Consider the following 20,904-nt stretch of genomic DNA (forward strand, 5'->3'; position numbering starts at 1 on the left):
GACAGAACGTTCGGCAATGGTTGCGAGAAGCTGGCTTCAAAGCTTTGCGCGCATTCTCACCTTTTCGACTGTTTTCCGGAAACTCTGCGACCATTCCTCTCCCTGCCACTCGATCTGGAAACCAGCCTTTTTATAAAGACTGATCGCAGGTAGATTGTCCGCATGCGTGCCAATCAGCGCTTCATCGAAGCCATCGAGCAGGATTTGCGCCATTAGGGCATCCAGAAGCTGTCCACCAATGCCCTGCCCGTGCCAAGGCGGATCAATCCACAAGTCGGAAATGTAATTGCTCTGCGGGATCCTCGCGCCCCAGCCCGCCAAAGCTCCAGCCCTTTCGGCAATCAGAACACCGTCCGCATTCTCTTGAAGATCGTGCAGGAATTTGGTTTCAAGGGCCTGTTGTCGATCAGCGGTCAGTTCAATATCGCGCGCAGCTATCCGCCAAGCGCTGACTGCTAATGCAGCCATAGAAGCAAATTCGCCGGGAAAACCCCGGCGAATAAGAAGATCGGATTTTACCACCATTTTGCCGGAGTAAACCGTCCGGCTGCCTGTTCGATGGCGTGCGCCGCCTGGAACAGCGTCTCTTCCTCGAACGGACGCCCGATCAACTGAAGCCCGAGCGGCAAACCCTTGTCGTTAATACCAGCTGGCACGGCAATGCCCGGCAGGCCGGCCATGTTTACCGTTACCGTGAAGATATCATTGAGGTACATCTTGACCGGATCGTTCGCGAGGTCCTCATCGGCAAGGCCAAAGGCAGCAGATGGTGTTGCCGGCGTAAGAATTGCGTGCACGCCCTTGGCGAACGCATCTTCAAAGTCCTTCTTGATCAGCGTCCGCACCTTCTGCGCGCGCAGATAATAGGCGTCGTAATAGCCTGCGGACAGAACATAGGTGCCGATCATGATGCGGCGCTTGACTTCCTTGCCGAAACCAGCCGCACGGGTCTGTTCGTACATATCGGCAATGTCCTTGCCTGGCACGCGCAGCCCGTAACGAACACCGTCATAACGGGCGAGGTTCGATGAAGCTTCGGCAGGCGCTACGATATAGTAGGCCGGAAGCGCATACTTCGTGTGAGGCAAGGAAATATCGACAATTTCCGCACCGGCATCTTTCAGATACTGAATGCCCTTCTGCCAGAGTTCTTCGATCTCGTCCGGCATGCCATCGACGCGATATTCCTTCGGAATGCCGATCTTCATGCCCTTGAGCGACTTACCGATAGCGGCCTCGTAATCCGGGATAGGCAGATCGACCGACGTGGTGTCCTTAAGATCAAGTGAAGCCATGGATTTCAGCAAAATAGCTGCATCGCGCACGTCGCGGGCAATCGGTCCGGCTTGATCGAGCGAGGATGCGAAGGCCACCGTTCCCCAACGCGACACGCGGCCATAGGTCGGCTTGATGCCAACCGTGCCGGTGAAAGCCGCCGGCTGACGGATCGAGCCGCCTGTGTCGGTTGCGGTCGCGCCAGCGCAGAGCTGTGCGGCAACAGCGGCAGCCGAACCGCCCGACGAACCACCAGGCACCAGATCGGCGTTGGAACCCTTGGCGCGCCAAGGGTTCTTGACCGCGCCGTAATAGGAGGTCTCATTGGACGAGCCCATGGCAAATTCGTCCATGTTGAGCTTGCCGAGCATAACCGCGCCATCGGCCCACAGATTAGCTGTGACGGTCGACTCATATTCCGGCTTAAAACCGTCGAGAATGTGGGAGCAGGCCTGCGTATGCACGCCCTTAGTCGCAAACAGGTCCTTCACACCAAGCGGGATGCCCTCCAATGCGCCCGCTTCGCCCTTCGCAATACGCTCATCCGACGCCTTGGCCATCGAGCGCGCCTGATCGTGTGTCACCTTCACGTAAGCGTTGATGGCTTCATTCGCGGAATCGATAGCGGAAAGATAGGCGTCGGTCAGTTCGGTCGCTGTGATGGCCTTGGCCTTCAGCTTGTCGCGCGCTTCGGCAATGGTCAGTGCGGTCAGTTCGCTCATCGTCAAATCCTGTCAGTGCGCCGCAGTGAGGCGCTTTTCAAAAAAGGCGCTGTATTCGGATTCCGGATAGTCCAGAACCACACCGCAGCGCGTAAAACCTGAATTCTCATAAAGCCGCCATGCACCGGCAAAGCCGGGCCCCGTGCCGGTTTCGAGCACAAGGCGCGAAATGCCCTTGGCCTTTGCCATATGGACAATCGCATCGACCAGAACAGAACCAACGCGCTTTCCGCGTATTTCCGGAAGGGTGAACATGCGCTTCACTTCGCCGACGCCATCACCGTGCATCTTCAAGGCACCGCAGCCGACGGCCTTGCCGTCCTCGTCGCGTGCCACGAAAACCGTCATGTCCGGTCCCGCCATCTGCTCAACCGTCATCTTGAACTGAAACTCCGGCGGAGACAGCGGCAGAAGATGCGCATTCAGTCCTTCGACCAGCGCGCGGACATCGTCCTGCAAAGGGGTCTCTACAGAAACCCGAATGGCCATGATCTACTCCACGACCTTGGGTACGACGAAGAAATTGTCTTCCGTAACCGGTGCATTGGCGACCACCGCAGCGGCAATCCCGCCATCGGTCACCTTGTCATCGCGCATGCGCATTGCCATCGGCGTAACGGAAGTCATCGGCTCGATACCATCGACATTGACTTCATTCAGTTGTTCGACAAAGCCAAGAATGGCATTAAGTTCGCCAGTCATGCGTTCGGCATCGTCATCGCTGACGGCGATGCGCGCCAGATGTGCGACACGCTTGACGGTAGAAATATCGACGGACATCCTGTTCTCCGCAAATGCTCGATCGGGCGGCGAACCGCCACCCTGAAAAGTTTTCCTACCGGCTATAACGGTGCGATTGTTGAAGCGCAACATTTCTTGCGCTCAAGGCCCCCTCAGAAGCTGTGAACCGTTCCTGCAGGATCGGCCAGCACCTTGGTTTCCCTGTGATCGGCCATTCCGGCCACGAATTTGTCGGCCCTCTGATCTATGATCGGGAAAGAGGCGTAATGGCACGGCAGCACGGTTTTGAAGTTGAAATAACGCTGACAGGCGAGCGCCGCAACCGCCCCGCCCATCGTGAAGCGATCACCAATGGGAACGATACCGATCTCAGGCTGGTGAAGCTCGTTGATAAGTCCCATATCCGAGAAAATATCCGTGTCGCCCATATGGTAGAGCGTGGGCGCATCTTCGAAATGGAACACCAGACCATTCGGGTTGCCCAACGCCTGCGAGACACCGTTTTCCGTCAGCATTGCGGAAGAATGAAGTGCATTGACGAATGTGACGGTGAAGCCGTCATGCGCCAACGTGCCCCCCGTATTGCCGGGATCGAGCTTTTCGACGCCCTGACTGCCGAGCCAGCTTGCAAGATCGGCATTGGCGATAACCGTCGCGTCATGCTCCTTGGCGATGGCGACCGTATCACCGACATGATCGCCATGACCGTGAGTCAGCGCTATATGAGTCACGCCCTTGGTCGCGTCCCTGAAATCTATGCCCTTTGCGCCGGGGTTTCCGTTGAGAAACGGATCAATGAGAATAACGGCCTTTGCTGTTTCAACGCGAAAGGCGGCGTGGCCAAGCCATGTAAGTTTCATTAACTCTCTCCTCAATCTCTGTTTCCGGCTCGATTTCCAGTTTGCGAACAGATATGACGCCAATAAAGTTGAAGGCAATAGAAACCACTTCAAAATCCGATGAGGACCGATGGCTGTTATTGAAATCGAGGAAATTCCTGAGCTGCTTCAGCCCGGCCATACAATCGCCGGACTGGATTTGGGAACCAAGACCATCGGCCTTGCAGTATCGGATCTCGGTCTTTCTTTCGCCCATCCGCGTCCCGTCATCAAACGGACGAAGTTCTCCCTTGATGCGCAGGTGCTGCTGAAAGCGCTTGAGGCCGACAAGGTCGGTGTCATCGTCATCGGCTTGCCAATGAACATGGATGGAACGTCCGGTCCCCGCGTTCAGGCTACGCGGGCATTTGTGCGCACCATGCAGCCCCTGACCGACCTGCCCTTCGTGTTCTGGGACGAGCGCCTGTCGACCGTTGCTGCAGAACGAGCGCTGATCGGCATGGATGTCTCGCGCGGCAAGCGCGCCGAACGTATCGATTCGGCAGCCGCAGCCTTCATTCTTCAAGGAGCACTCGACCGCCTGCACAGTATCAAGCGGTCGATATCTGACGATTACGACGCGGGATAAAGCTGGTCGAGAATGCGTTCCGCATTATGGCGTGCATCCAGCATGCCATAGGTTGAACGCCATTGTCCGCCAAGACGGGTCTCAATGAAAGCATCGGCCACATCGTCAGCCCCAAGCTGACGCAGTTCGGCAGCGGCAGCGGCATAGGCCAGTTGCTCGGTCAGAAGGCGTGCGACACCCGGATCGGTTTCAGTGAGCTGCAATGCCGCCCGCAGCACATCAAGCGTTCCTTGCCCGCGCTGGCCAAGCTGTCCGCCGATCCACTCCAGTACTTCGTCAAAAAGCCCTGGCGCGCGGGACAGGACACGCGCCACGTCCAGCGCCATTACGTTGCCCGAACCTTCCCAGATCGCATTGACCGGCGCTTCTCGATAGGCACGCGCAAGATTGCCTTCCTCGATATAGCCGTTGCCCCCGAGACACTCCATCGCTTCGTAAAGAAGCGCGGGAGCGATCTTGCAAACCCAGTATTTCACTACAGGCGTCATGCAACGCGCAAAAGCCGCCTCTGCCCGATCGCTTGCCGCCATATCGAAAGCGCGTGCCAGCCGCATGGAAAGCGCTGTTGCGCCAGCAACGTCAAGCGCCATATCGGCAAGAACCCGCTGCATCAAAGGCTGTTCGATCAGGGCTTTGCCGAATACCTGCCGATGACGGCTGTGATGTACGGCTTCCGCCAGACCGGAACGCATGAGTCCGGCGGATGCGACAGCGCAATCAAGCCGCGTCAGCGTGACCATATCCATGATGGTCTTGACCCCCTCACCCGGATTACCGATCAGATGACCGATAGCGCCATCGAATTCCACCTCCGATGAGGCATTCGACTTGTTGCCGAGCTTGTCTTTCAGCCTCTGGAAAAAGAACCCGTTGCCCCTTCCCTCTGGATCAAGACGCGGGAGCAGAAAACAGGAAAGACCGTCTTCTGCCTGCGCAAGCGTCAGGAAGGCGTCGGACATTGGAGCTGACATGAACCATTTGTGGCCCGTAACGGTATAGGTGCCGTTTTCATTGCGGGTGGCGCGTGTCATATTGGCACGCACATCGGTTCCACCCTGCTTTTCGGTCATGCCCATGCCGAGCGTAATGCCCTGCTTGGCGAATATGGGTTTCTGCGAAAGATCGTACTTGCGTGAAAGAATGACTGGCGACCACTCTTTGTAGATTTCGGGCGACGCCATGAGTGCGGCGAGTGATGCGCTGGTCATGGTCAGCGGGCAAAGATGCCCCGCCTCAAGCTGCGCTGTCAGGAAAAAGCGCGATGCACGCGCCTGATGACGGCGACCAGTTTCGAGCGGATTGCCTTCCCAAATGGAACAATGGAGTCCCGCCGCGATGGAACGGCGCATCAGCGCATGATAGGCTGGATGATATTCGACGAAGTCGATCCGGTTGCCCTGCCGGTCGTGCGTGCGCAATTTCGGCAGCTCTGTATTGGCAAGACGCGCGAGGTCCTGCGCTTCCGCCGACATCACGAAACGGCCAGTCTGCTCCAGATCGGTATGCAACTCCTTCGGGAAACGCGCCGCAATCTGCATCAGAAGCGGATCACCCAAATAGGCATTGTTGCCCGTCATGGGCGGCGTCTGGTTGGTAACGTCGTGCGTTTTCAAAAGCTCGTTCCGTATCGTGTGATTCAATCTAGCGCGGTTCCTGTTTTAACGGAATCGTTGGAGCCGCTCTATCCATTTGTTTTTGCCGCATTTCCGAACGCAAATCCATTTCACACTTTTGCTGGAAATGCTCTAGCTTACGTTTCTTGCATCGGATTTGCTAAAATTTTGCCATCCCGAATGCAATTTGTCGTCAGGACATCACGGTTTTTCTTGGTGAATCGCCCGAAGCCATTATAAGGACGGTTGCGGGACCTGCCCCATGGTCCTATACGGGTGACTTGCCATGACAAATCAAACGGTCCCTCCGCTTTTCCCTCACCGCCACCTGCTGGGCATCAAGGGGCTTTCGCCTCTGGACATTCTCTGCCTTCTTGATCTTGCTGATCAGGAAATCGCTGTCTCAAGACAGCCCGAGAAGAAAAAGTCCGTGCTGCGCGGTCGCACGCAAATCAATCTCTTCTTCGAAGCATCGACACGAACGCAATCATCGTTCGAGCTGGCCGGAAAACGGCTCGGCGCTGACGTCATGAATATGTCGGTCGGCAATTCGTCGGTCAAGAAGGGCGAGACGCTCATCGATACCGCGATGACGCTGAATGCCATGCAGCCGGATATATTGGTTATCCGTCACGCTTCGGCGGGCGCTGCTGCGCTGCTCGCACAGAAAGTCGGCTGTTCGGTGGTTAATGCCGGTGACGGCGCGCACGAACACCCCACGCAGGCGCTTCTTGATGCTCTCACCATCCGCCGCGCCAAGGGTCAGATCGAAAATCTGATCGTCGCCATTTGCGGTGATGTGCTGCATTCCCGCGTCGCACGCTCCAATATTCTTCTTCTCAATGCCCTTGGCGCACGGGTGCGCGTCGTCGCGCCATCCACGCTCCTGCCTTCGGGCATGGCCGATATGAGCGTAGAAGTCTTCAACTCAATGGAAGAAGGCCTGAAAGATGCGGACGTCGTCATGATGCTGCGGCTCCAGCGTGAGCGGATGGCTGGCTCTTTCGTCCCTTCGGTGCGCGAGTATTTCCGCTTTTACGGCCTCGACAAGGAAAAGTTGAAACATGCCAAACCCGACGCGCTCGTCATGCATCCGGGCCCAATGAACCGTGGCGTTGAGATCGCCTCCGATGTTGCCGACGGGCCGCAGAGCGTAATCCAGCAACAGGTGGAAATGGGAGTTGCGGTGCGCATGGCCGTGATGGAAGCCCTGCTCGATCCGCGACGCAATCTCGGCAATGGAGAAAATGCATGAGCGCCATTCTGTTTGAAAACGCGCGCATCGTTGATCCGTCGCGTGGTCTCGATGAAACCGGCAGCGTCTTGATCCACGATGGCAAGATTGTTGCCGCCGGAGCGGACGCCCGCAATCAGGGCGCGCCGGAAGACGCAGAAATCATCGACCTGAATGGCAAGACAGTATTGCCCGGTCTCGTGGATGCGCGTGTCTTTGTTGGCGAACCCGGCGCCGAACATCGCGAAACCATCGCCTCGGCAAGCCGTGCGGCCGCTGCTGGCGGCGTGACCTCCATCATCATGATGCCCGACACCGATCCGGTCATCGACGATGTGGCGCTGGTGGAATTCGTCAAGCGTACGGCGCGTGACACGGCTGTCGTCAATGTGCATCCAGCGGCTGCCATCACCAAAGGCTTGCATGGCGAAGAAATGACCGAAATCGGGCTGCTGCGCGACGCCGGTGCGGTCGCCTTCACGGAAGGCAGACAGACCATTGCCAATACGCAGCTCATGCGGCGCGCGCTGACCTACGCCCGCGATTTCGATGCAGTAATTGCCTGCGAAACGCGCGATCCTTACCTCGGCGCAAACGGTGTTATGAATGAGGGGCTGTTCGCGAGCTGGCTCGGACTTTCCGGCAGTCCGCGTGAAGCGGAGGTGATCCCGCTGGAGCGCGATCTGCGTCTGGCGGCGCTGACCAACAGCAACTATCATGCAGCACAACTTTCCTGCGAAATGTCGGCAGAAGCCGTGCGCCGCGCCAAGGATCGGGGCGCCAAGGTAACGGCGGGTGTATCGATCAACCATTTGTCGCTGAATGAGAACGACATTGGAGAATTTCGCACCTTCTTCCGTCTTTCGCCGCCCCTGCGCAGCGAACAGGACCGCCTTGCCATGGTCGAAGCCTTGAAAAACGGCACCATCGACATTGTCGTTTCGGCACACGATCCGCAAGATGTCGATACCAAACGTCTGCCCTTCTCGGATGCCGAAGCCGGTGCCATCGGCCTTGAAACATTGCTGGGAGCTGCGCTCCGGCTCTATCACAATGACAGCATTTCGCTCATGCGGCTGGTTGAAGTGCTATCCACGGCACCGGCGAAAATCTTCGGTCTTGATGCCGGTACGCTCAAGCCGGGCGCCAAGGCCGATCTTGCCATTGTCGATCTGGAAGAGCCTTGGATTGTACGCGAGGAAGACCTGCATTCGCTCTCAAAGAACAGCTGCTTTGAAAGTGCCCGTTTCCAAGGTCGCGTCGTCCACACTTTAGTGGCCGGAAAGACCGTTTATTCGGCTTGAAAAACACCGCATAACCCGGAACAATCAACCGAGAATTCCGGGCAGGCGGAATCGAGAAACAGCAGGGGACATTCATGGCCGAATCGGGATTTCTCAGCTTGACGCTCGTGGGAGCGCTCATCTTCGGCTATTTTCTTGGCTCCATTCCATTTGGCTTGATCCTGACCCGGCTCGCCGGATTGGGTGACGTCCGGTCTATCGGTTCGGGTAATATCGGCGCGACCAATGTACTGCGTACCGGTAACAAGAAGCTCGCCGCGGCAACCCTGATCCTCGACGCCCTCAAAGGCACGGTCGCCGTTCTGATCGCCTCCCGCTATGGCCTGGAAGCCGCAATCGGCGCAGGCTTCGGTGCCTTCATCGGTCATCTTTTTCCGGTGTGGATCGGCTTTAAGGGCGGCAAAGGCGTAGCCACTTATCTAGGCATCCTGATCGGTTTGGCGTGGCCCGGTGCCCTGGTCTTCGCTGCCGTCTGGATCATAACCGCACTCCTCACGCGCTATTCGTCTCTTGCGGCACTTATCGCCAGCATCATTGTTCCAATGGCGCTTTATTTCCAGGGTAATTCCGCAATCGCAGTCCTGTTTGCGATCATGACGGTCATTGTTATTTTCAAACATAAGGCGAATATTACGCGCCTCTTAAACGGCACCGAAAGCAAGATCGGAGCCAAGGGATGAAGGAAAGCGCGAATTCAAAAACAGGAATTCGCCTCTCCGACCGCCAGCGGCTTAACTGGCTGCGCCTTATCCGAACCGACAATATCGGTCCTGTTACCTTTCGCGATCTGATTCTTTTTTGCGGCTCGGCTTCGAGCGCGATCGAAAGGTTGCCTGATCTCAATATCAGAGGTGGCAGTTCACGTCCTATCCGTGTCATGTCCATGGATGATGCAGAACGCGAGCTTGAGGCCATCGAACGCGTAGGAGCCCGTCTGGTTGGAATGGGGGAGCCGGATTATCCGCCGCAGCTAAAAAATTGTGAAGCCCCGCCTCCTCTGGTTACGATCAGGGGAAATGCTGGCGTTTTCAGCAAGCCACCCGTGGCGATTGTCGGTTCGCGCAACGCTTCGGTGATTGGAGCACGTTTCACCGAACGTCTGGCGCATGATCTCGGCGAAGCGGGGTTTTCGGTGATTTCCGGACTTGCCCGTGGCATTGATGCCGCTGCGCACCGCGCGAGCCTGAAGACGGGAACCGTGGCTGTTCTGGCAGGCGGGCTTGATCGGCCCTATCCGCCCGAAAACCTTCCCCTTTACCGGGCAATACCGGAACAGGGTGGCGCGCTCATAAGCGAAATGCCGATGGGAGCTGAGCCGCGTTCACGCGACTTTCCACGTCGCAATCGCATCATTGCAGGCTTGTCGTTGGGATTGATCGTCGTTGAAGCCGCTGAGCGCTCCGGTTCACTTATCAGCGCACGCATGGCTGGCGATATGGGACGCACAGTGTTCGCCGTGCCGGGATCACCACTCGATCCTCGTGCCCGTGGCACGAACCTGCTTCTGAAACAAGGGGCGACACTGGTTACGAAGGCAAACGATGTTATCGAAACGCTCCGACCATTGGCCGGATCAAGCGCGTATCAGATGGATACGCCACCACAGCCTGATCTCTTGTCTCCAGCTATGGAAGAACCAGAATCGTTCGAACCGATTGCGACGGAGGAACAACGGGACATTGTTATCGATGCACTTGGGCCCGTGCCAACCGATATCGACGCGCTGGTTCGCCACACGGGTGTGGATACCGGCGCTGTCCAGCTCATTCTCCTGGAACTGGACTTGGCCGGGCGCCTGCAACGATATGCCGGCAATCAGGTCGCCCTGATCCCCCTGGAATAGAGCCTCTTATGTCTTGGCTTCGTTGTGAAGTGCCTCTCGCGCTTCGACAAGAGCCATATCGATCATATACGACAGCAGCAGATAATCCGTATTCTTCGCCATTAAATTGAGCTGCTCCAGCATCTGCTCGATGTATGTCAGCGTCTCGTGTCGAGTCGCTGTCTGTACATCCTCATCGTCTTCCATGTCTGGAAAACTCACCCTATCACCCATACCTATCTCCCCGCGGGATAATCGCTCTTGTTCTAATTTATGCTACTACCGGTTACACTCAACTTAACAGCAATCTTGAGTTGTATTTCGTTATTTTTGTTGTCCTGCTCTTGACCAAACGCTGCCTGCTGTTCATGTGAAGGCAACGAATTTCTCGCGGAGAGGAGATATTTTGTCTCCATGGGACGCGAATCTGGGCTGCTTTAAATGAACGTCGTCGTCGTCGAATCGCCTGCCAAGGCAAAAACCATCAATAAATATCTTGGTTCGAACTATAAGGTTCTAGCCTCGTTTGGTCATGTGCGAGACTTGCCAGCTAAAGACGGCTCGGTTCGCCCCGACGAAGATTTTGCAATGTCGTGGGAGGTGGATAGCAACTCTTCCAAGCGCTTGGCAGATATCGTTAAAGCGCTCAAGGACAGCGACGGCATCATTCTCGCGACCGACCCGGATCGCGAAGGCGAAGCTATTTCATGGCACGTGCTCGAAGTGCTTAACCAGAAAAAGGCGCTCAAGGGCAAAACGGTCAAGCGGGTGGCATTCAATGCCATCACCAAGAAAGCTGTTCTCGATGCCATTGCCAATCCGCGTGATATCGATGAACCTCTGGTCGATGCCTATCTGGCTCGCCGTGCATTGGATTATCTCGTCGGTTTCACGCTTTCGCCCGTTCTGTGGCGCAAACTGCCGGGCGCGCGTTCCGCTGGGCGCGTTCAGTCGGTGGCGCTCCGCCTCGTCGCGGATCGCGAATCGGAGATCGAGCGCTTCATCCGTGAGGAATATTGGAACATTGCCGCGCTGTTGAAGACACCGCGCAATGACAGTTTTACTGCCCGACTGACCGCTGTTGACGGCAAGAAGCTCGGCAAGCTCGATATCAAGAATGGCGAACAGGCAACTGCCATTCGCACAATGCTGGAAGGCGCAAGCTTCAAGGCGCTTTCGGTCGAAGCAAAGCCTACCAAGCGAAATCCGGGACCGCCTTTCACCACATCCACCTTGCAGCAGGCCGCTTCCGGCCAGCTTGGGTTCTCCGCATCGCGGACCATGCAGGTGGCGCAGCGGCTTTATGAAGGCGTTGATATAGGCGGTGAGACTGCCGGTCTGATCACCTATATGCGTACCGATGGCGTGCAGATGGCTCCGGAAGCAATCAACGCGGCCCGCGATGCCATCGGCAAAAGCTTTGGCGCAAAATATGTGCCGGAAAAGCCGCGCTATTATTCCAGCAAGGCCAAGAACGCACAGGAAGCGCACGAAGCTATCCGGCCAACTGATTTCTCGCGGCATCCGAAGGATGTGCGCCGCTATCTCGATGACGATCAGGCACGGCTTTATGAATTGATCTGGAAGCGCGCCATTGCGAGCCAGATGCAGGCTGCCGATATCGAGCGCACCACCGTCGACATCGAGGCGGTCAATGGCTCCCGTTCGGCCATGCTGCGGGCCAATGGATCGGTCACCAAGTTCGATGGCTTCCTCGCCGCCTATATGGATCATCGAGAGGAAGAGGACGACGACGAGGATAGCGCAAAGCTTCCGGAAATTCGTTCAGGCGAGGCCTTGGCACGTGAGAAGATCGATGCGACCCAGCATTCGACCGAACCACCGCCGCGCTATTCGGAAGCTTCGCTCATCAAGAAGATGGAAGAACTCGGCATCGGACGTCCTTCGACTTATGCCGCCACGCTGGCCACACTGCGCGACCGAGAATATATCACGATCGACAAGCGCAAGCTCATTCCAGAACCGAAGGGTCGTCTGGTTACGGCCTTCCTTGAAAGCTTCTTCGAGCGCTATGTGGAATATGATTTCACGGCTGACCTTGAGGAAAAGCTCGATCTCATTTCGGACGGCAAGCTTTCGTGGAAAGATGTCCTGCGCGATTTCTGGCGCGACTTCTCCGGGTCCGTCGATGACATCAAGGAACTGCGCGTCACCAATGTTCTCGATGCCCTGAATGAAGAGCTGGCGCCGCTGGTGTTCCCGGCACGCGAGGATGGCAGTGATCCGCGCTCATGCCCGACATGCGGTACTGGCACCCTGTCGTTGAAGCTTGGCAAATACGGTGCTTTCGTCGGCTGTTCCAACTATCCGGAATGTAAATATACGCGTCAGCTCGGCGGTGACGCCAATGGCGAAGCTGCGGCTGCGGATGAACCGAAATCGCTCGGCAAGGATCCGTTCACCGGTGAGGAAATCACTGCACGGACGGGACGTTTCGGCCCCTACGTTCAGCGCGGCGAAGGCAAGGAAGCCAAGCGCGCCAGCCTTCCCAAAGGCTGGACAGTCGATGCGCTCGACCACGAAAAGGCCGTTGCACTTCTGTCCCTGCCGCGTGATATCGGGCAGCACCCGGAAACCGGCAAGATGATTTCCGCCGGTATCGGACGCTATGGTCCTTATGTCAGCCATGACGGCACTTTCGCCAATCTGGAGAATGCCGAAGAAGTGTTCTCCGTCGGCCTTAACCGCGCCGTATCCGTTCTGGCCGACAAACAATCGAAGGGTGGTCGTGGGCGTTCCACACCGGCAGCACTGGCGACGCTTGGCGATCATCCCGAGGGCGGTTCAATCACCGTTCGCGACGGTCGGTATGGACCCTATGTCAACTGGGGCAAGGTCAACGCCACCTTGCCGAAGGGTAAGGACCCGGCCAATGTCACACTGGATGAAGCACTGGCACTGATTACCGAGAAGGCTGGTTCTTCCAAAAGCAAAAAGGCCCCTGCCCGGAAAGCTTCGGCCAGCACGGAAAAGAAAGCTGCTGCAAAGAAGCCTGCGGCCAAGAAGGCACCTGCAAAAGCCAAGTCGACAGCCAAGCCGAAAGCCAGATCCAAGGCCGAGGCGGCAGAGGAGTAACAATTGGCACGCCGTTTTTCCAAATCCGATACCGGTCGGTCCGCACGGACCGAACGGCGTGCAGCCAAAGCAAAATCCGCCGAGGGGAAAAACGATCCCGATGCGTTTCTGCCAACCCGCGAAGAGGTTCTCAAATATATTGAGGACAACCCCGACCGGGCGGGCAAGCGCGAGCTGGCGAAAGCTTTCAACATCAAGGGCGATGCGCGGGTCTATCTGAAAGACCTTCTGCGTGAACTTTCTGACGAGGGTCTTGTTGAAAAACGTGCCCGCAAATTGTCCCGCCCCGGTGCACTGCCTGCCGTCACCGTGCTTGACGTTACCGGGCGCGACGAAGATGGCGGTTTGCTCGCACGCCCGTCGGAATGGGATGAAGCCGGTCATGGCAAGCCACCCGTCGTCCTGATCCGCCGCACCCGACTTAACAAAGCTTCCGAAGGCGGTCCGGCTGTCGGCGTGGGAGATCGCGTTCTGGCGAAAATATTCCGCAATGAGGATCGCGACGGCCCGGACTACACCGCCCGCGTAATGAAGCGCCTTGAGCATCGCACGAATGCGGTGCTCGGTATTGTGCGCAAGCTCGGCAACGGTGAATGGCGGCTTGACCCGGTAAACCGCAAGCAGCCGGAAGTGCAACTCGATCCGGGACATCTGGAAAATGCCGAAGCCGGGGACCTCGTCGAAGTAGACCTGATTTCCTCACGTCGTCAGGGATTGCCGCGCGGCAAGGTTCGCCAAGTGGTCGGTTCGATTGACAGCGAAAAAGCCCTGTCGATGATTGCCATTCACGAGCATGAAATACCGCATGTTTTCCGGGCTGAAGCGTTGAGTGAAGCAGACGCCGCCAAAGCAGCGACGATGGAAGGCCGCGAAGACTGGCGTGATATTCCACTTCTCACCATCGATCCGGCTGATGCCAAGGATCATGACGATGCGGTCTATGGAGAGCCGGACAAGGATCCCGAGAATCCGGGCGGTCAGATTGTCATCGTAGCTATCGCCGATGTCGCCGCCTATGTCCGTCCCGATTCTGCGCTTGACCGTGAAGCCCAAAAACGCGGCAACTCGGTCTATTTTCCGGATCGGGTGGTGCCGATGCTGCCCGAGAGGATCTCCAACAATCTCTGCTCGCTGCGTGAACTGGAAGATCGCCCCGCCCTTGCCGTCCGTATGGTTTTTGCAGCGGATGGACGCAAGAAATCGCACAAGTTCCATCGTATCATGATGAAATCGGCGGCGAAGCTGGCCTATTCGCAGGCGCAGGCTGCAATTGACGGTGCGCCGGATGACAAGACTGCGCCCATTCTCGACAGCATCCTGAAACCGCTGTGGAACGCCTATGCCGTGTTGAAGCGCGGGCGCGACGCGCGCGAACCGCTGGAACTCGATCTGCCGGAAAAGAAAATCCTGCTGACGCCGGACGGCAAGGTCGACAAGGTGATCGTCCCCGAACGGCTTGATGCGCACAAGCTCATCGAAGAGTTCATGATCCAGGCGAACGTCGCCGCCGCTGAAACATTGGAAGCGCGCCGTCAGCCGCTTATTTTCCGCATTCACGACGCCCCGGCGCTGGCCAAGCAGGAAACCCTGCGTGAATTTCTGCGCACACTTGATCTGAGCCTCGCCAAGGGAGCAGAATTACAGCCAGCGCAGTTCAATCGGATTCTTGAAGCCGTCGAAGGCTCCGATCATCAGGAACTGGTCAATCAGGTCGTGCTACGTACACAAAGCCAGGCAGAGTACAGCCCAGATAATATCGGACATTTCGGCCTGCATTTGCGCCGCTATGCACATTTCACGTCGCCCATCCGCCGCTATGCCGACCTTATCGTTCATCGCGCGCTGATCAAGGCCCTGAGCCTCGGCAGCGATGGTCTTACGACCGACGAGGAAGCTCATCTGGAGGAAATCTCTGCGCTGATCTCCTCAACCGAGCGACGCGCCATGCTGGCCGAACGGGAAACGGTAGATCGTCTTATCGCTCATTTCCTCGCCGCGCATCTCGGTGATGAATATGAGGGGCGCGTTACAGGCGTTACACGGGCTGGCCTTTTCGTGAACCTTGCGACATATGGCGCGGATGGGCTGGTGCCCATTTCAACTTTGGGTCATGAATACTATTTATATGACGAAGCGAACCATGCGATTGTCGGCGAGCGGAGCGGTAAAGGCTTCCGGCTCGGTGATACAGTAACGGTTCGGCTGGTAGAAGCGCTCCCCGTCGCGGGCGCGCTTCGTTTTGAGATGGTTTCGGAACCGCATCCTCTGCCAATGTCGACCCGCTCGCATCACAAGGCAAGCCGGACGATGCGTGGACGGAGGGGTAAACCCGCGGGTATTCCGCGTCAGAAGAGAAGAGGTCGCTGATGAGCACGCTAGAGGCCAATTCCGCGCAAAATGTACAGGTTTTCGGTGGCGACAGCCCCAGAACCGCCCACCCAAAGCGTCCTTTGGGCGAAGCGATGTGGCGGGGCTTTCGCGGACGTTGTCCGCATTGCGGTGAAGGAAAGCTGTTCCGGGCCTTTGTGAAGCCGGTGGCGCAATGTTCCGTGTGTGGTGAAGACTATACGGAACAACGCGCTGACGATCTTCCCGCCTACCTGACCATTTTGATCGTCGGACACGTGGTCGTCGGCGCCTTCATGGGCGTTGAAGCAACCACCAATCTGCCGCTTTGGGCTCATATGGCGATCTGGGGTCCTCTGACCGTGATCATGTCGCTGCTGCTTTTGCAGCCGATCAAGGGAGCGACCATCGGGCTGCAATGGGCGCTCTACATGCATGGTTTCGGAGGGAAAGGTGAAGGCGAATTTGGCGACGTGACTTAAGCGTCACCATAACCGCCATGAATCAGCATCCATCCTCACCAACCAAAGCACCAAAAGCTTTGCGTCCACGCGATGCCGCATCATTGCTGCTTGTCGACAGGTCCGGCAGCAAGCCGCGCATTCTTATGGGCCGGCGTCATGCCAGCCTTGTTTTCATGCCCGGCAAGTTCGTCTTTCCCGGCGGTCGGGCAGACCCAATGGATGGCGCTATAACTGCAACTACAGAACTGCATGACAATGATATTGCCAAGCTGATGGCAGGCATGGGGGCCCGTGCGTCGCTGCGCCGTGCCCGGGCGCTCGGCCTATGCGCCATCCGCGAGACCTTTGAAGAAACCGGCCTTCGTATAGGGCAAGCTGCATCGACACCGATTACGTTCCCTGCGCATCGCGACTGGGCCGCGTTCCTCGACGACGGTACAATTCCGGCGCTGAGCAGCCTGCGTTATTTTGCCCGTGCGGTAACGCCTCCGGATAATGTCCGTCGTTTCGATACTCGCTTTTTTATGGCATTTCGCGATCATATACCGGAACTTGACGGACAACCGCTCGTTCCAAGCGGGGAACTGGAGGATCTGGACTGGGTTTCGATCGACCAAATCGATAAGCTGGACGTCCCTCATATCACCCAGGCAATTCTGAAAGAAGCGCACGCGCTTCTGACAGAAGCCGACTTTGAACTGCCTGCCACCTTGCCGGTGGTACAATATTGCAAGCGGCATGGCCGCTTTGTCCGCGAAGTGATCTGAACTCCATGAATCAAGAAATTCAATCCGCCGATCTTGTCCCGCAAGAACCGGGCGGCGGGCCAGCAGAGGGCCAGATGCACTGGCGTTCGCTCGCAGCGGCCATAGCTACAATCAGCGCGGTTGGCGCAGCTATCGGCCTGGGCATCCCGTTGCTCAGCGTTCTTCTTGAGAGTCGCGGCCATTCTGCAAGCCTGATCGGCGCCAATACCGCTGTTGCGGGCCTGGCTTCGATCGTTGCCGCCCCGCTTGCCGCCCCAATCGCTGCGCGACTTGGCGTGGTCAAGGCGATCTTCCTTATGCTTATCATCGGAAGCGGCGCTTTTCTCGGCTTTCACTTTTTTCAACCGCTTTGGGCTTGGTTCGCGCTACGCATCGTTCTGCATTTCGCACTGACGGTACTTTTCGTTCTGTCCGAATACTGGATAAACGCCTCGGCACCGCCGGAAAAACGCGGGCTTGTGCTTGGAATCTATTCGACATCCCTTTCTCTGGGCTTTGCGCTTGGGCCATGGCTGTTCTCAAAGATTGGAAGCACGGGAGGCGTGCCCTTTTATGTTGGCTTTGCCATCATCATGATCGCCCTCATACCGGTCGCAATCGCGTGGCGTGACAGCCCCGATTTCGAGGAAGGCGAACATGTTCCCTTCCTGCCTTTCATCTTCGCCGTTCCAACAGCGACCATGGCCGTTTTCGTTTTCGGTGCCGTGGAAACCGGTGGCTTTGCCCTCTTTCCGGTCTTCGGCGCGCGTATTGGCTATCCGGAAGCCGATGCAGCCCTGCTGCTTACGATGATCGGACTTGGCAATGTTCTGATGCAGATTCCGCTCGGCATTGTCAGCGACCGTATTTCTGATCGTCGCAAGCTCCTGCTTTTCTGCGCCACGACAGGCCTTATCGGCATGATCGCGCTGCCCTATCTCATGCAGCACTGGTATTTGATGGCGGCCATCCTATTCCTGTGGGGCGGCGTCGTCGCCGGCCTCTACACGATCGGCCTCGCGCATCTCGGTTCGGAGCTGACAGGGCGCGAGCTGGCGTCCGCAAATGCCGCGTTTGTGTTCTGCTATGCCATCGGCATGCTTGCCGGACCGCAGGCCGTCGGCGTCGGCATGGACATGCTGGGTCCCAAAGGATTCCCGATGACTCTTGGCGTGTTTTTTGCCGCATATGCACTCTTTGCAGCAGGAAGACTGCTTTTGCGGAAGAAGCAGGCTTGACTTTTCGCTGTCAATACGTAGTGTCGCGCCAAATTTCCGCTGCCGGATGAGATTACCGGAATCGCTGGAGGTTTCCATCCATTGAGCATGATCCCGAGAATTGGGAACCGGTTTTCGGCAAGGTCATGCTCCGGCAAAGATACAGAGCAGGTAATTCGATATGGCCAAGGCTACGACGATCAAGATCAAGCTTTTGTCGACCGCTGACACCGGCTTCTTCTACGTAACGAAGAAGAACAGCCGCACGATGACGGAAAAGATGACAAAGACCAAGTACGACCCGATTGCGCGCAAGCACGTCGAGTTCAAGGAAACGAAGATCAAGTAATTCGTTTCCGGTCGTCATCGACAAGACGATTGAAATAAAAAGCCGTCTCCTTCGAGACGGCTTTTTCGTTTCCTGCCCGTTGTTCAACTTTCAGGCGGCTGAGGAGACGATGCGATTTCGGCCTCCTTTTTTGGCCTGATAGAGCGCAGCATCAGTTCGCGAGAAGAGGGCATCGGCACTGTCTCCTATCAACCTCAATCCCGCAATGCCCATGCTAATGGTCAGATTGACCTTGTGCTTGCCGTTAGAGACAGAAAAGGGCGTCTCCAATACGGCGGCCCGGATTCGCTCAGCGACAATCCTTGCGGCCTCCACATCGCTGTCGGGAAGCACGACGACGAACTCCTCGCCGCCATAGCGGCACAGCAGATCCATACCACGAATGTTCTTGCGCAGACGCGCCGCAAACTCGCGGAGAACATCATCACCGGCATCGTGCCCGAATTGATCGTTGATGCGTTTGAAGTAATCAAAATCGAGCATGATGACAGATAGTGGCCGCTCCCGCCCCATGGCGCGGGTCAGCAGCACAGGCATATGTGTATCGAGATAGCGGCGATTGTGCAGCCCTGTCAGACTGTCCGTCACTGCCATGGTGATCGTGCGATTGAGGCTCTGCCGCAAAAGATCGTTATAGCACTTCCGTTTGATCTGGGTCCGCAAGCGTGCGAACAACTCCAGCTTTTCAAGCGGACGCATAAGGTAATCGTTCACACCGAGCTCCAACGCACGAACGACGAGCGCCCCCTCGTCTTCCCGTACAACGAGAATGATCGGCACGAGCCGCGTGCGTTCGATGGTTCGCAATTGCGAGCACAGGCGAAGCGGATCATAATATGTGAAATTGGCTGAAACGACGATGCTGTCGTAATCGGTATCTATCGCCCGGATCAAGGCTGTGTTGGCATCGCTCGCCACGTCCACACGATAAGTTTCTCCCAGAATGACACGAAGGCGCGCTGCTGCGAGTTCATCCTCATCCACGATGAGAATACGGGCCACCTCCTCCTTATCGGCATAGTTTCCGCCCATCTTGCTTGCCAGCAGCGTTTCCACCTCCGCGTCCGCAACTGTGCCCGTCCGCTGGAAAAGCTCGTCAGAGACCAGCTTCAGCCGCGCCAGGCTTTTTACGCGCGACAGAAGCTGAAGATCGCTGACGGGCTTGGACAGAAAATCGTCGGCGCCAGCTTCAAGGCCCCGGATCTTGTCCTCCGCCCCATTGAGTGACGTCACTATGACGACGGGAATATTGGAAGTGCGAGGGTCATCCTTCAAACGACGGCATACCTCAAAGCCGTCCATATCCGGCATCAATATGTCGAGGAGAACGACATCGATCTGCCCTCCCAGACAAATCTCTATGGCTTCAGGGCCGCTATAAGCCGTGACGACCTCGTAATATTCGGAGAGAAGCCTTGCTTCGAGGAGCTTTACATTGGAATCCACATCGTCAACGACGAGAATTCGTGCAGTCATGATGCCCCTCGCCCTATTTCTCGCTAAGCGTCGCCCAGATAGGATTTGATTGTTTCTATAAAACGCGGCACCGATATCGGTTTGGATATATAGGCTTCACAGCCACCCTGCCGAATACGCTCCTCATCACCCTTCATGGCGAATGCCGTCACAGCGATAACCGGAATATGCCGTAACTCGCCGTCGTCCTTCAGCCATTTGGTGACTTCCAGCCCGGACACCTCGGGCAGCTGTATGTCCATGAGAATCAGATCAGGTCGATGCTCGCGCGCGAGGTCCAGCGCCTCAAGCCCGTTTCTCGTCCGTATGGTCTCATACCCGCTGGCTTCGATAAGATCGCGAAACAACTTCATATTGAGCTCGTTGTCTTCGACAATCATCACGCTTTTCGGCATCCAATATTCCTTGGTCTTATTCCCTGCAGCAATCCGGCATTTGTTCGATCTTCTTATCTGTCAGTGCACTGAAATCACCACGAGAGCATGTACTATTTTCCGGAATCACTGGAAACGCTCAATTTTTTGTTCTTCCGCATGTCTTTTTCCCGAAACCGGTTCCCATTTCAGAGGGACATGTTTTAGAAGCCGCCGCTTTTTCAGACTGTGAATAGTTTAACCCCATTTCATTGATGAAAGGCAAATAATTCCGTTGTTCCTCGACAGAGTGACCGTTACACATTCGGCAAAGCCATTGAACAAATGGAGAGGCCACATGAGAACGCCGATGAGCCAAACGGAAGCGGAAGCGATTGCCATTGAAGCTTTAGCGTGGCTGGCGCAAGAAAAGGACTTGCTGCCTCGCTTTCTCGCCCTGACCGGCATAGAGGCGGCATCCATCCGGCAGGCTGCGCTTGAACCCGGCTTTCTCGCGGGTGTCTTGCAATTTTTCCTGTCCCACGAACCGACGCTGTTGCGCTACTGCGAAGAAGTCGGCCGAGATCCGGCAACAATAGAGAAAGCCCTCACGCACCTGCCTGGCGGGCTGAACCAGCATCTCTAGCAGCACGCTCCAAAACCAGACGACAAAGCCCGG

Annotated in this window: 21 protein-coding genes; 12 read left to right on the forward strand and 9 right to left on the reverse strand. The window is 56.7% G+C overall.

The window, feature by feature from the left end; all coding sequences use genetic code 11:
• Nucleotides 1-36: 36 nt before the first annotated feature.
• From J9800_RS02085 to J9800_RS02105, 5 genes are all read right to left on the reverse strand, one after another.
• Nucleotides 37-525, reverse strand: a complete 489-nt coding sequence (locus J9800_RS02085) for a GNAT family N-acetyltransferase (RefSeq protein ID WP_114214906.1) — start codon at nucleotides 523-525, stop codon at nucleotides 37-39.
• A complete protein-coding gene (gene gatA / locus J9800_RS02090) occupies nucleotides 516-1,997 on the reverse strand; it encodes an Asp-tRNA(Asn)/Glu-tRNA(Gln) amidotransferase subunit GatA (RefSeq protein WP_114214905.1) in 1,482 nt (493 codons plus the stop codon). Before gatA ends, J9800_RS02085 begins: the two co-directional genes overlap by 10 nt.
• Nucleotides 1,998-2,009: 12 nt before the next feature.
• Nucleotides 2,010-2,486, reverse strand: a complete 477-nt coding sequence (locus tag J9800_RS02095; RefSeq protein WP_114214904.1) for a GNAT family N-acetyltransferase — start codon at nucleotides 2,484-2,486, stop codon at nucleotides 2,010-2,012.
• A gap of 3 nt (nucleotides 2,487-2,489) precedes the next feature.
• Complete coding sequence (gatC, locus tag J9800_RS02100) at nucleotides 2,490-2,777, reverse strand: Asp-tRNA(Asn)/Glu-tRNA(Gln) amidotransferase subunit GatC (protein ID WP_114214903.1); 288 nt, start codon at nucleotides 2,775-2,777, stop codon at nucleotides 2,490-2,492.
• Between the two features lie 113 nt (nucleotides 2,778-2,890).
• Nucleotides 2,891-3,598, reverse strand: a complete 708-nt coding sequence (locus J9800_RS02105) for a metal-dependent hydrolase (protein WP_114214902.1) — start codon at nucleotides 3,596-3,598, stop codon at nucleotides 2,891-2,893.
• Nucleotides 3,599-3,707: 109 nt separating this feature from the next.
• On the opposite strand from J9800_RS02105, the gene ruvX reads away from it, so the two are divergent.
• On the forward strand, nucleotides 3,708-4,205 hold the full coding sequence (ruvX, locus tag J9800_RS02110) for a Holliday junction resolvase RuvX (protein WP_114214901.1): 498 nt from the start codon (nucleotides 3,708-3,710) through the stop codon (nucleotides 4,203-4,205).
• On the opposite strand, the gene J9800_RS02115 is transcribed toward ruvX, so the two are convergent.
• Nucleotides 4,190-5,818, reverse strand: coding sequence for an acyl-CoA dehydrogenase family protein (locus tag J9800_RS02115; RefSeq protein ID WP_114214900.1), 1,629 nt, complete (start codon nucleotides 5,816-5,818; stop codon nucleotides 4,190-4,192). The genes ruvX and J9800_RS02115 overlap by 16 nt on opposite strands.
• A 286-nt stretch (nucleotides 5,819-6,104) precedes the next feature.
• On the opposite strand from J9800_RS02115, the gene J9800_RS02120 reads away from it, so the two are divergent.
• From J9800_RS02120 to dprA, 4 genes are all read left to right on the forward strand, one after another.
• A complete protein-coding gene (locus tag J9800_RS02120; RefSeq protein WP_112587613.1) occupies nucleotides 6,105-7,073 on the forward strand; it encodes an aspartate carbamoyltransferase catalytic subunit in 969 nt (322 codons plus the stop codon).
• The gene (locus J9800_RS02125) at nucleotides 7,070-8,356 is read left to right on the forward strand and encodes a dihydroorotase (RefSeq protein ID WP_114214899.1); all 1,287 of its coding nucleotides are present in this window, start codon (nucleotides 7,070-7,072) and stop codon (nucleotides 8,354-8,356) included. The genes J9800_RS02120 and J9800_RS02125 overlap by 4 nt, the downstream gene beginning before the upstream one ends.
• A gap of 74 nt (nucleotides 8,357-8,430) precedes the next feature.
• Nucleotides 8,431-9,036, forward strand: a complete 606-nt coding sequence (gene plsY / locus J9800_RS02130) for a glycerol-3-phosphate 1-O-acyltransferase PlsY (protein WP_114214898.1) — start codon at nucleotides 8,431-8,433, stop codon at nucleotides 9,034-9,036.
• Nucleotides 9,033-10,199, forward strand: coding sequence for a DNA-processing protein DprA (gene dprA / locus J9800_RS02135; protein WP_114214897.1), 1,167 nt, complete (start codon nucleotides 9,033-9,035; stop codon nucleotides 10,197-10,199). The genes plsY and dprA overlap by 4 nt, the downstream gene beginning before the upstream one ends.
• Before the next feature lie 6 nt (nucleotides 10,200-10,205).
• On the opposite strand, the gene J9800_RS02140 is transcribed toward dprA, so the two are convergent.
• On the reverse strand, nucleotides 10,206-10,412 hold the full coding sequence (locus tag J9800_RS02140) for a hypothetical protein (protein WP_114214896.1): 207 nt from the start codon (nucleotides 10,410-10,412) through the stop codon (nucleotides 10,206-10,208).
• A 207-nt stretch (nucleotides 10,413-10,619) separates the two neighbouring features.
• Here J9800_RS02140 and topA point away from each other — a divergent pair, with 207 nt between their 5' ends.
• The 6 genes from topA to rpmG all read left to right on the forward strand — a co-directional run bounded on the left by topA (nucleotide 10,620) and on the right by rpmG (nucleotide 18,396).
• Nucleotides 10,620-13,274: a type I DNA topoisomerase gene (gene topA / locus J9800_RS02145; protein WP_114214895.1), complete on the forward strand. Its 2,655-nt coding sequence runs from the start codon at nucleotides 10,620-10,622 to the stop codon at nucleotides 13,272-13,274.
• Nucleotides 13,275-13,277: 3 nt separating this feature from the next.
• Nucleotides 13,278-15,641: a ribonuclease R gene (gene rnr / locus J9800_RS02150; RefSeq protein ID WP_114214894.1), complete on the forward strand. Its 2,364-nt coding sequence runs from the start codon at nucleotides 13,278-13,280 to the stop codon at nucleotides 15,639-15,641.
• Nucleotides 15,641-16,102, forward strand: coding sequence for a DUF983 domain-containing protein (locus J9800_RS02155; RefSeq protein WP_114214893.1), 462 nt, complete (start codon nucleotides 15,641-15,643; stop codon nucleotides 16,100-16,102). The genes rnr and J9800_RS02155 overlap by 1 nt, the downstream gene beginning before the upstream one ends.
• Before the next feature lie 17 nt (nucleotides 16,103-16,119).
• Nucleotides 16,120-16,851: an NUDIX hydrolase gene (locus tag J9800_RS02160; protein ID WP_162792620.1), complete on the forward strand. Its 732-nt coding sequence runs from the start codon at nucleotides 16,120-16,122 to the stop codon at nucleotides 16,849-16,851.
• A gap of 74 nt (nucleotides 16,852-16,925) precedes the next feature.
• Nucleotides 16,926-18,068, forward strand: a complete 1,143-nt coding sequence (locus tag J9800_RS02165; RefSeq protein WP_112587789.1) for an MFS transporter — start codon at nucleotides 16,926-16,928, stop codon at nucleotides 18,066-18,068.
• A gap of 160 nt (nucleotides 18,069-18,228) precedes the next feature.
• Nucleotides 18,229-18,396 (forward strand): 50S ribosomal protein L33, encoded by a 168-nt coding sequence (gene rpmG / locus J9800_RS02170; RefSeq protein ID WP_002966024.1) that lies wholly within the window; start codon nucleotides 18,229-18,231, stop codon nucleotides 18,394-18,396.
• 90 nt (nucleotides 18,397-18,486) lie between these two features.
• On the opposite strand, the gene J9800_RS02175 is transcribed toward rpmG, so the two are convergent.
• Both J9800_RS02175 and J9800_RS02180 read right to left on the reverse strand, forming a co-directional pair.
• The gene (locus tag J9800_RS02175; protein ID WP_114214891.1) at nucleotides 18,487-19,872 is read right to left on the reverse strand and encodes a PleD family two-component system response regulator; all 1,386 of its coding nucleotides are present in this window, start codon (nucleotides 19,870-19,872) and stop codon (nucleotides 18,487-18,489) included.
• Between the two features lie 23 nt (nucleotides 19,873-19,895).
• Nucleotides 19,896-20,267 carry a response regulator gene (locus tag J9800_RS02180; RefSeq protein ID WP_112587593.1) on the reverse strand — a complete coding sequence of 124 codons (372 nt, stop codon included), beginning with the start codon at nucleotides 20,265-20,267 and terminating at the stop codon, nucleotides 19,896-19,898.
• Between the two features lie 316 nt (nucleotides 20,268-20,583).
• Between J9800_RS02180 and J9800_RS02185 the strand changes: the two genes are divergently transcribed.
• A complete protein-coding gene (locus J9800_RS02185; protein ID WP_112587591.1) occupies nucleotides 20,584-20,871 on the forward strand; it encodes a DUF3572 domain-containing protein in 288 nt (95 codons plus the stop codon).
• The last annotated feature ends 33 nt before the right edge of the window (nucleotides 20,872-20,904 follow it).

The sequence above is a fragment of the Ochrobactrum sp. AP1BH01-1 genome (assembly GCF_018066705.1).
Classification (GTDB): Bacteria; Pseudomonadota; Alphaproteobacteria; order Rhizobiales; family Rhizobiaceae; genus Brucella.

Excerpts from the sequence above, each read along its gene's own strand:
- J9800_RS02175 (WP_114214891.1), bottom strand. The coding sequence starts at position 19,872 with ATGACTGCACGAATTCTCGTCGTTGACGATGTGGATTCCAATGTAAAG.
- gatA (WP_114214905.1), bottom strand. The coding sequence starts at position 1,997 with ATGAGCGAACTGACCGCACTGACCATTGCCGAAGCGCGCGACAAGCTG.
- J9800_RS02185 (WP_112587591.1), top strand. The coding sequence starts at position 20,584 with ATGAGAACGCCGATGAGCCAAACGGAAGCGGAAGCGATTGCCATTGAA.
- J9800_RS02165 (WP_112587789.1), top strand. The coding sequence starts at position 16,926 with ATGCACTGGCGTTCGCTCGCAGCGGCCATAGCTACAATCAGCGCGGTT.
- plsY (WP_114214898.1), top strand. The coding sequence starts at position 8,431 with ATGGCCGAATCGGGATTTCTCAGCTTGACGCTCGTGGGAGCGCTCATC.
- J9800_RS02160 (WP_162792620.1), top strand. The coding sequence starts at position 16,120 with ATGAATCAGCATCCATCCTCACCAACCAAAGCACCAAAAGCTTTGCGT.
- J9800_RS02140 (WP_114214896.1), bottom strand. The coding sequence starts at position 10,412 with ATGGGTGATAGGGTGAGTTTTCCAGACATGGAAGACGATGAGGATGTA.
- J9800_RS02105 (WP_114214902.1), bottom strand. The coding sequence starts at position 3,598 with ATGAAACTTACATGGCTTGGCCACGCCGCCTTTCGCGTTGAAACAGCA.
- rpmG (WP_002966024.1), top strand. The coding sequence starts at position 18,229 with ATGGCCAAGGCTACGACGATCAAGATCAAGCTTTTGTCGACCGCTGAC.
- gatC (WP_114214903.1), bottom strand. The coding sequence starts at position 2,777 with ATGTCCGTCGATATTTCTACCGTCAAGCGTGTCGCACATCTGGCGCGC.
- J9800_RS02085 (WP_114214906.1), bottom strand. The coding sequence starts at position 525 with ATGGTGGTAAAATCCGATCTTCTTATTCGCCGGGGTTTTCCCGGCGAA.
- J9800_RS02120 (WP_112587613.1), top strand. The coding sequence starts at position 6,105 with ATGACAAATCAAACGGTCCCTCCGCTTTTCCCTCACCGCCACCTGCTG.
- J9800_RS02155 (WP_114214893.1), top strand. The coding sequence starts at position 15,641 with ATGAGCACGCTAGAGGCCAATTCCGCGCAAAATGTACAGGTTTTCGGT.
- ruvX (WP_114214901.1), top strand. The coding sequence starts at position 3,708 with ATGGCTGTTATTGAAATCGAGGAAATTCCTGAGCTGCTTCAGCCCGGC.
- J9800_RS02125 (WP_114214899.1), top strand. The coding sequence starts at position 7,070 with ATGAGCGCCATTCTGTTTGAAAACGCGCGCATCGTTGATCCGTCGCGT.
- J9800_RS02180 (WP_112587593.1), bottom strand. The coding sequence starts at position 20,267 with ATGCCGAAAAGCGTGATGATTGTCGAAGACAACGAGCTCAATATGAAG.
- J9800_RS02095 (WP_114214904.1), bottom strand. The coding sequence starts at position 2,486 with ATGGCCATTCGGGTTTCTGTAGAGACCCCTTTGCAGGACGATGTCCGC.
- topA (WP_114214895.1), top strand. The coding sequence starts at position 10,620 with ATGAACGTCGTCGTCGTCGAATCGCCTGCCAAGGCAAAAACCATCAAT.
- dprA (WP_114214897.1), top strand. The coding sequence starts at position 9,033 with ATGAAGGAAAGCGCGAATTCAAAAACAGGAATTCGCCTCTCCGACCGC.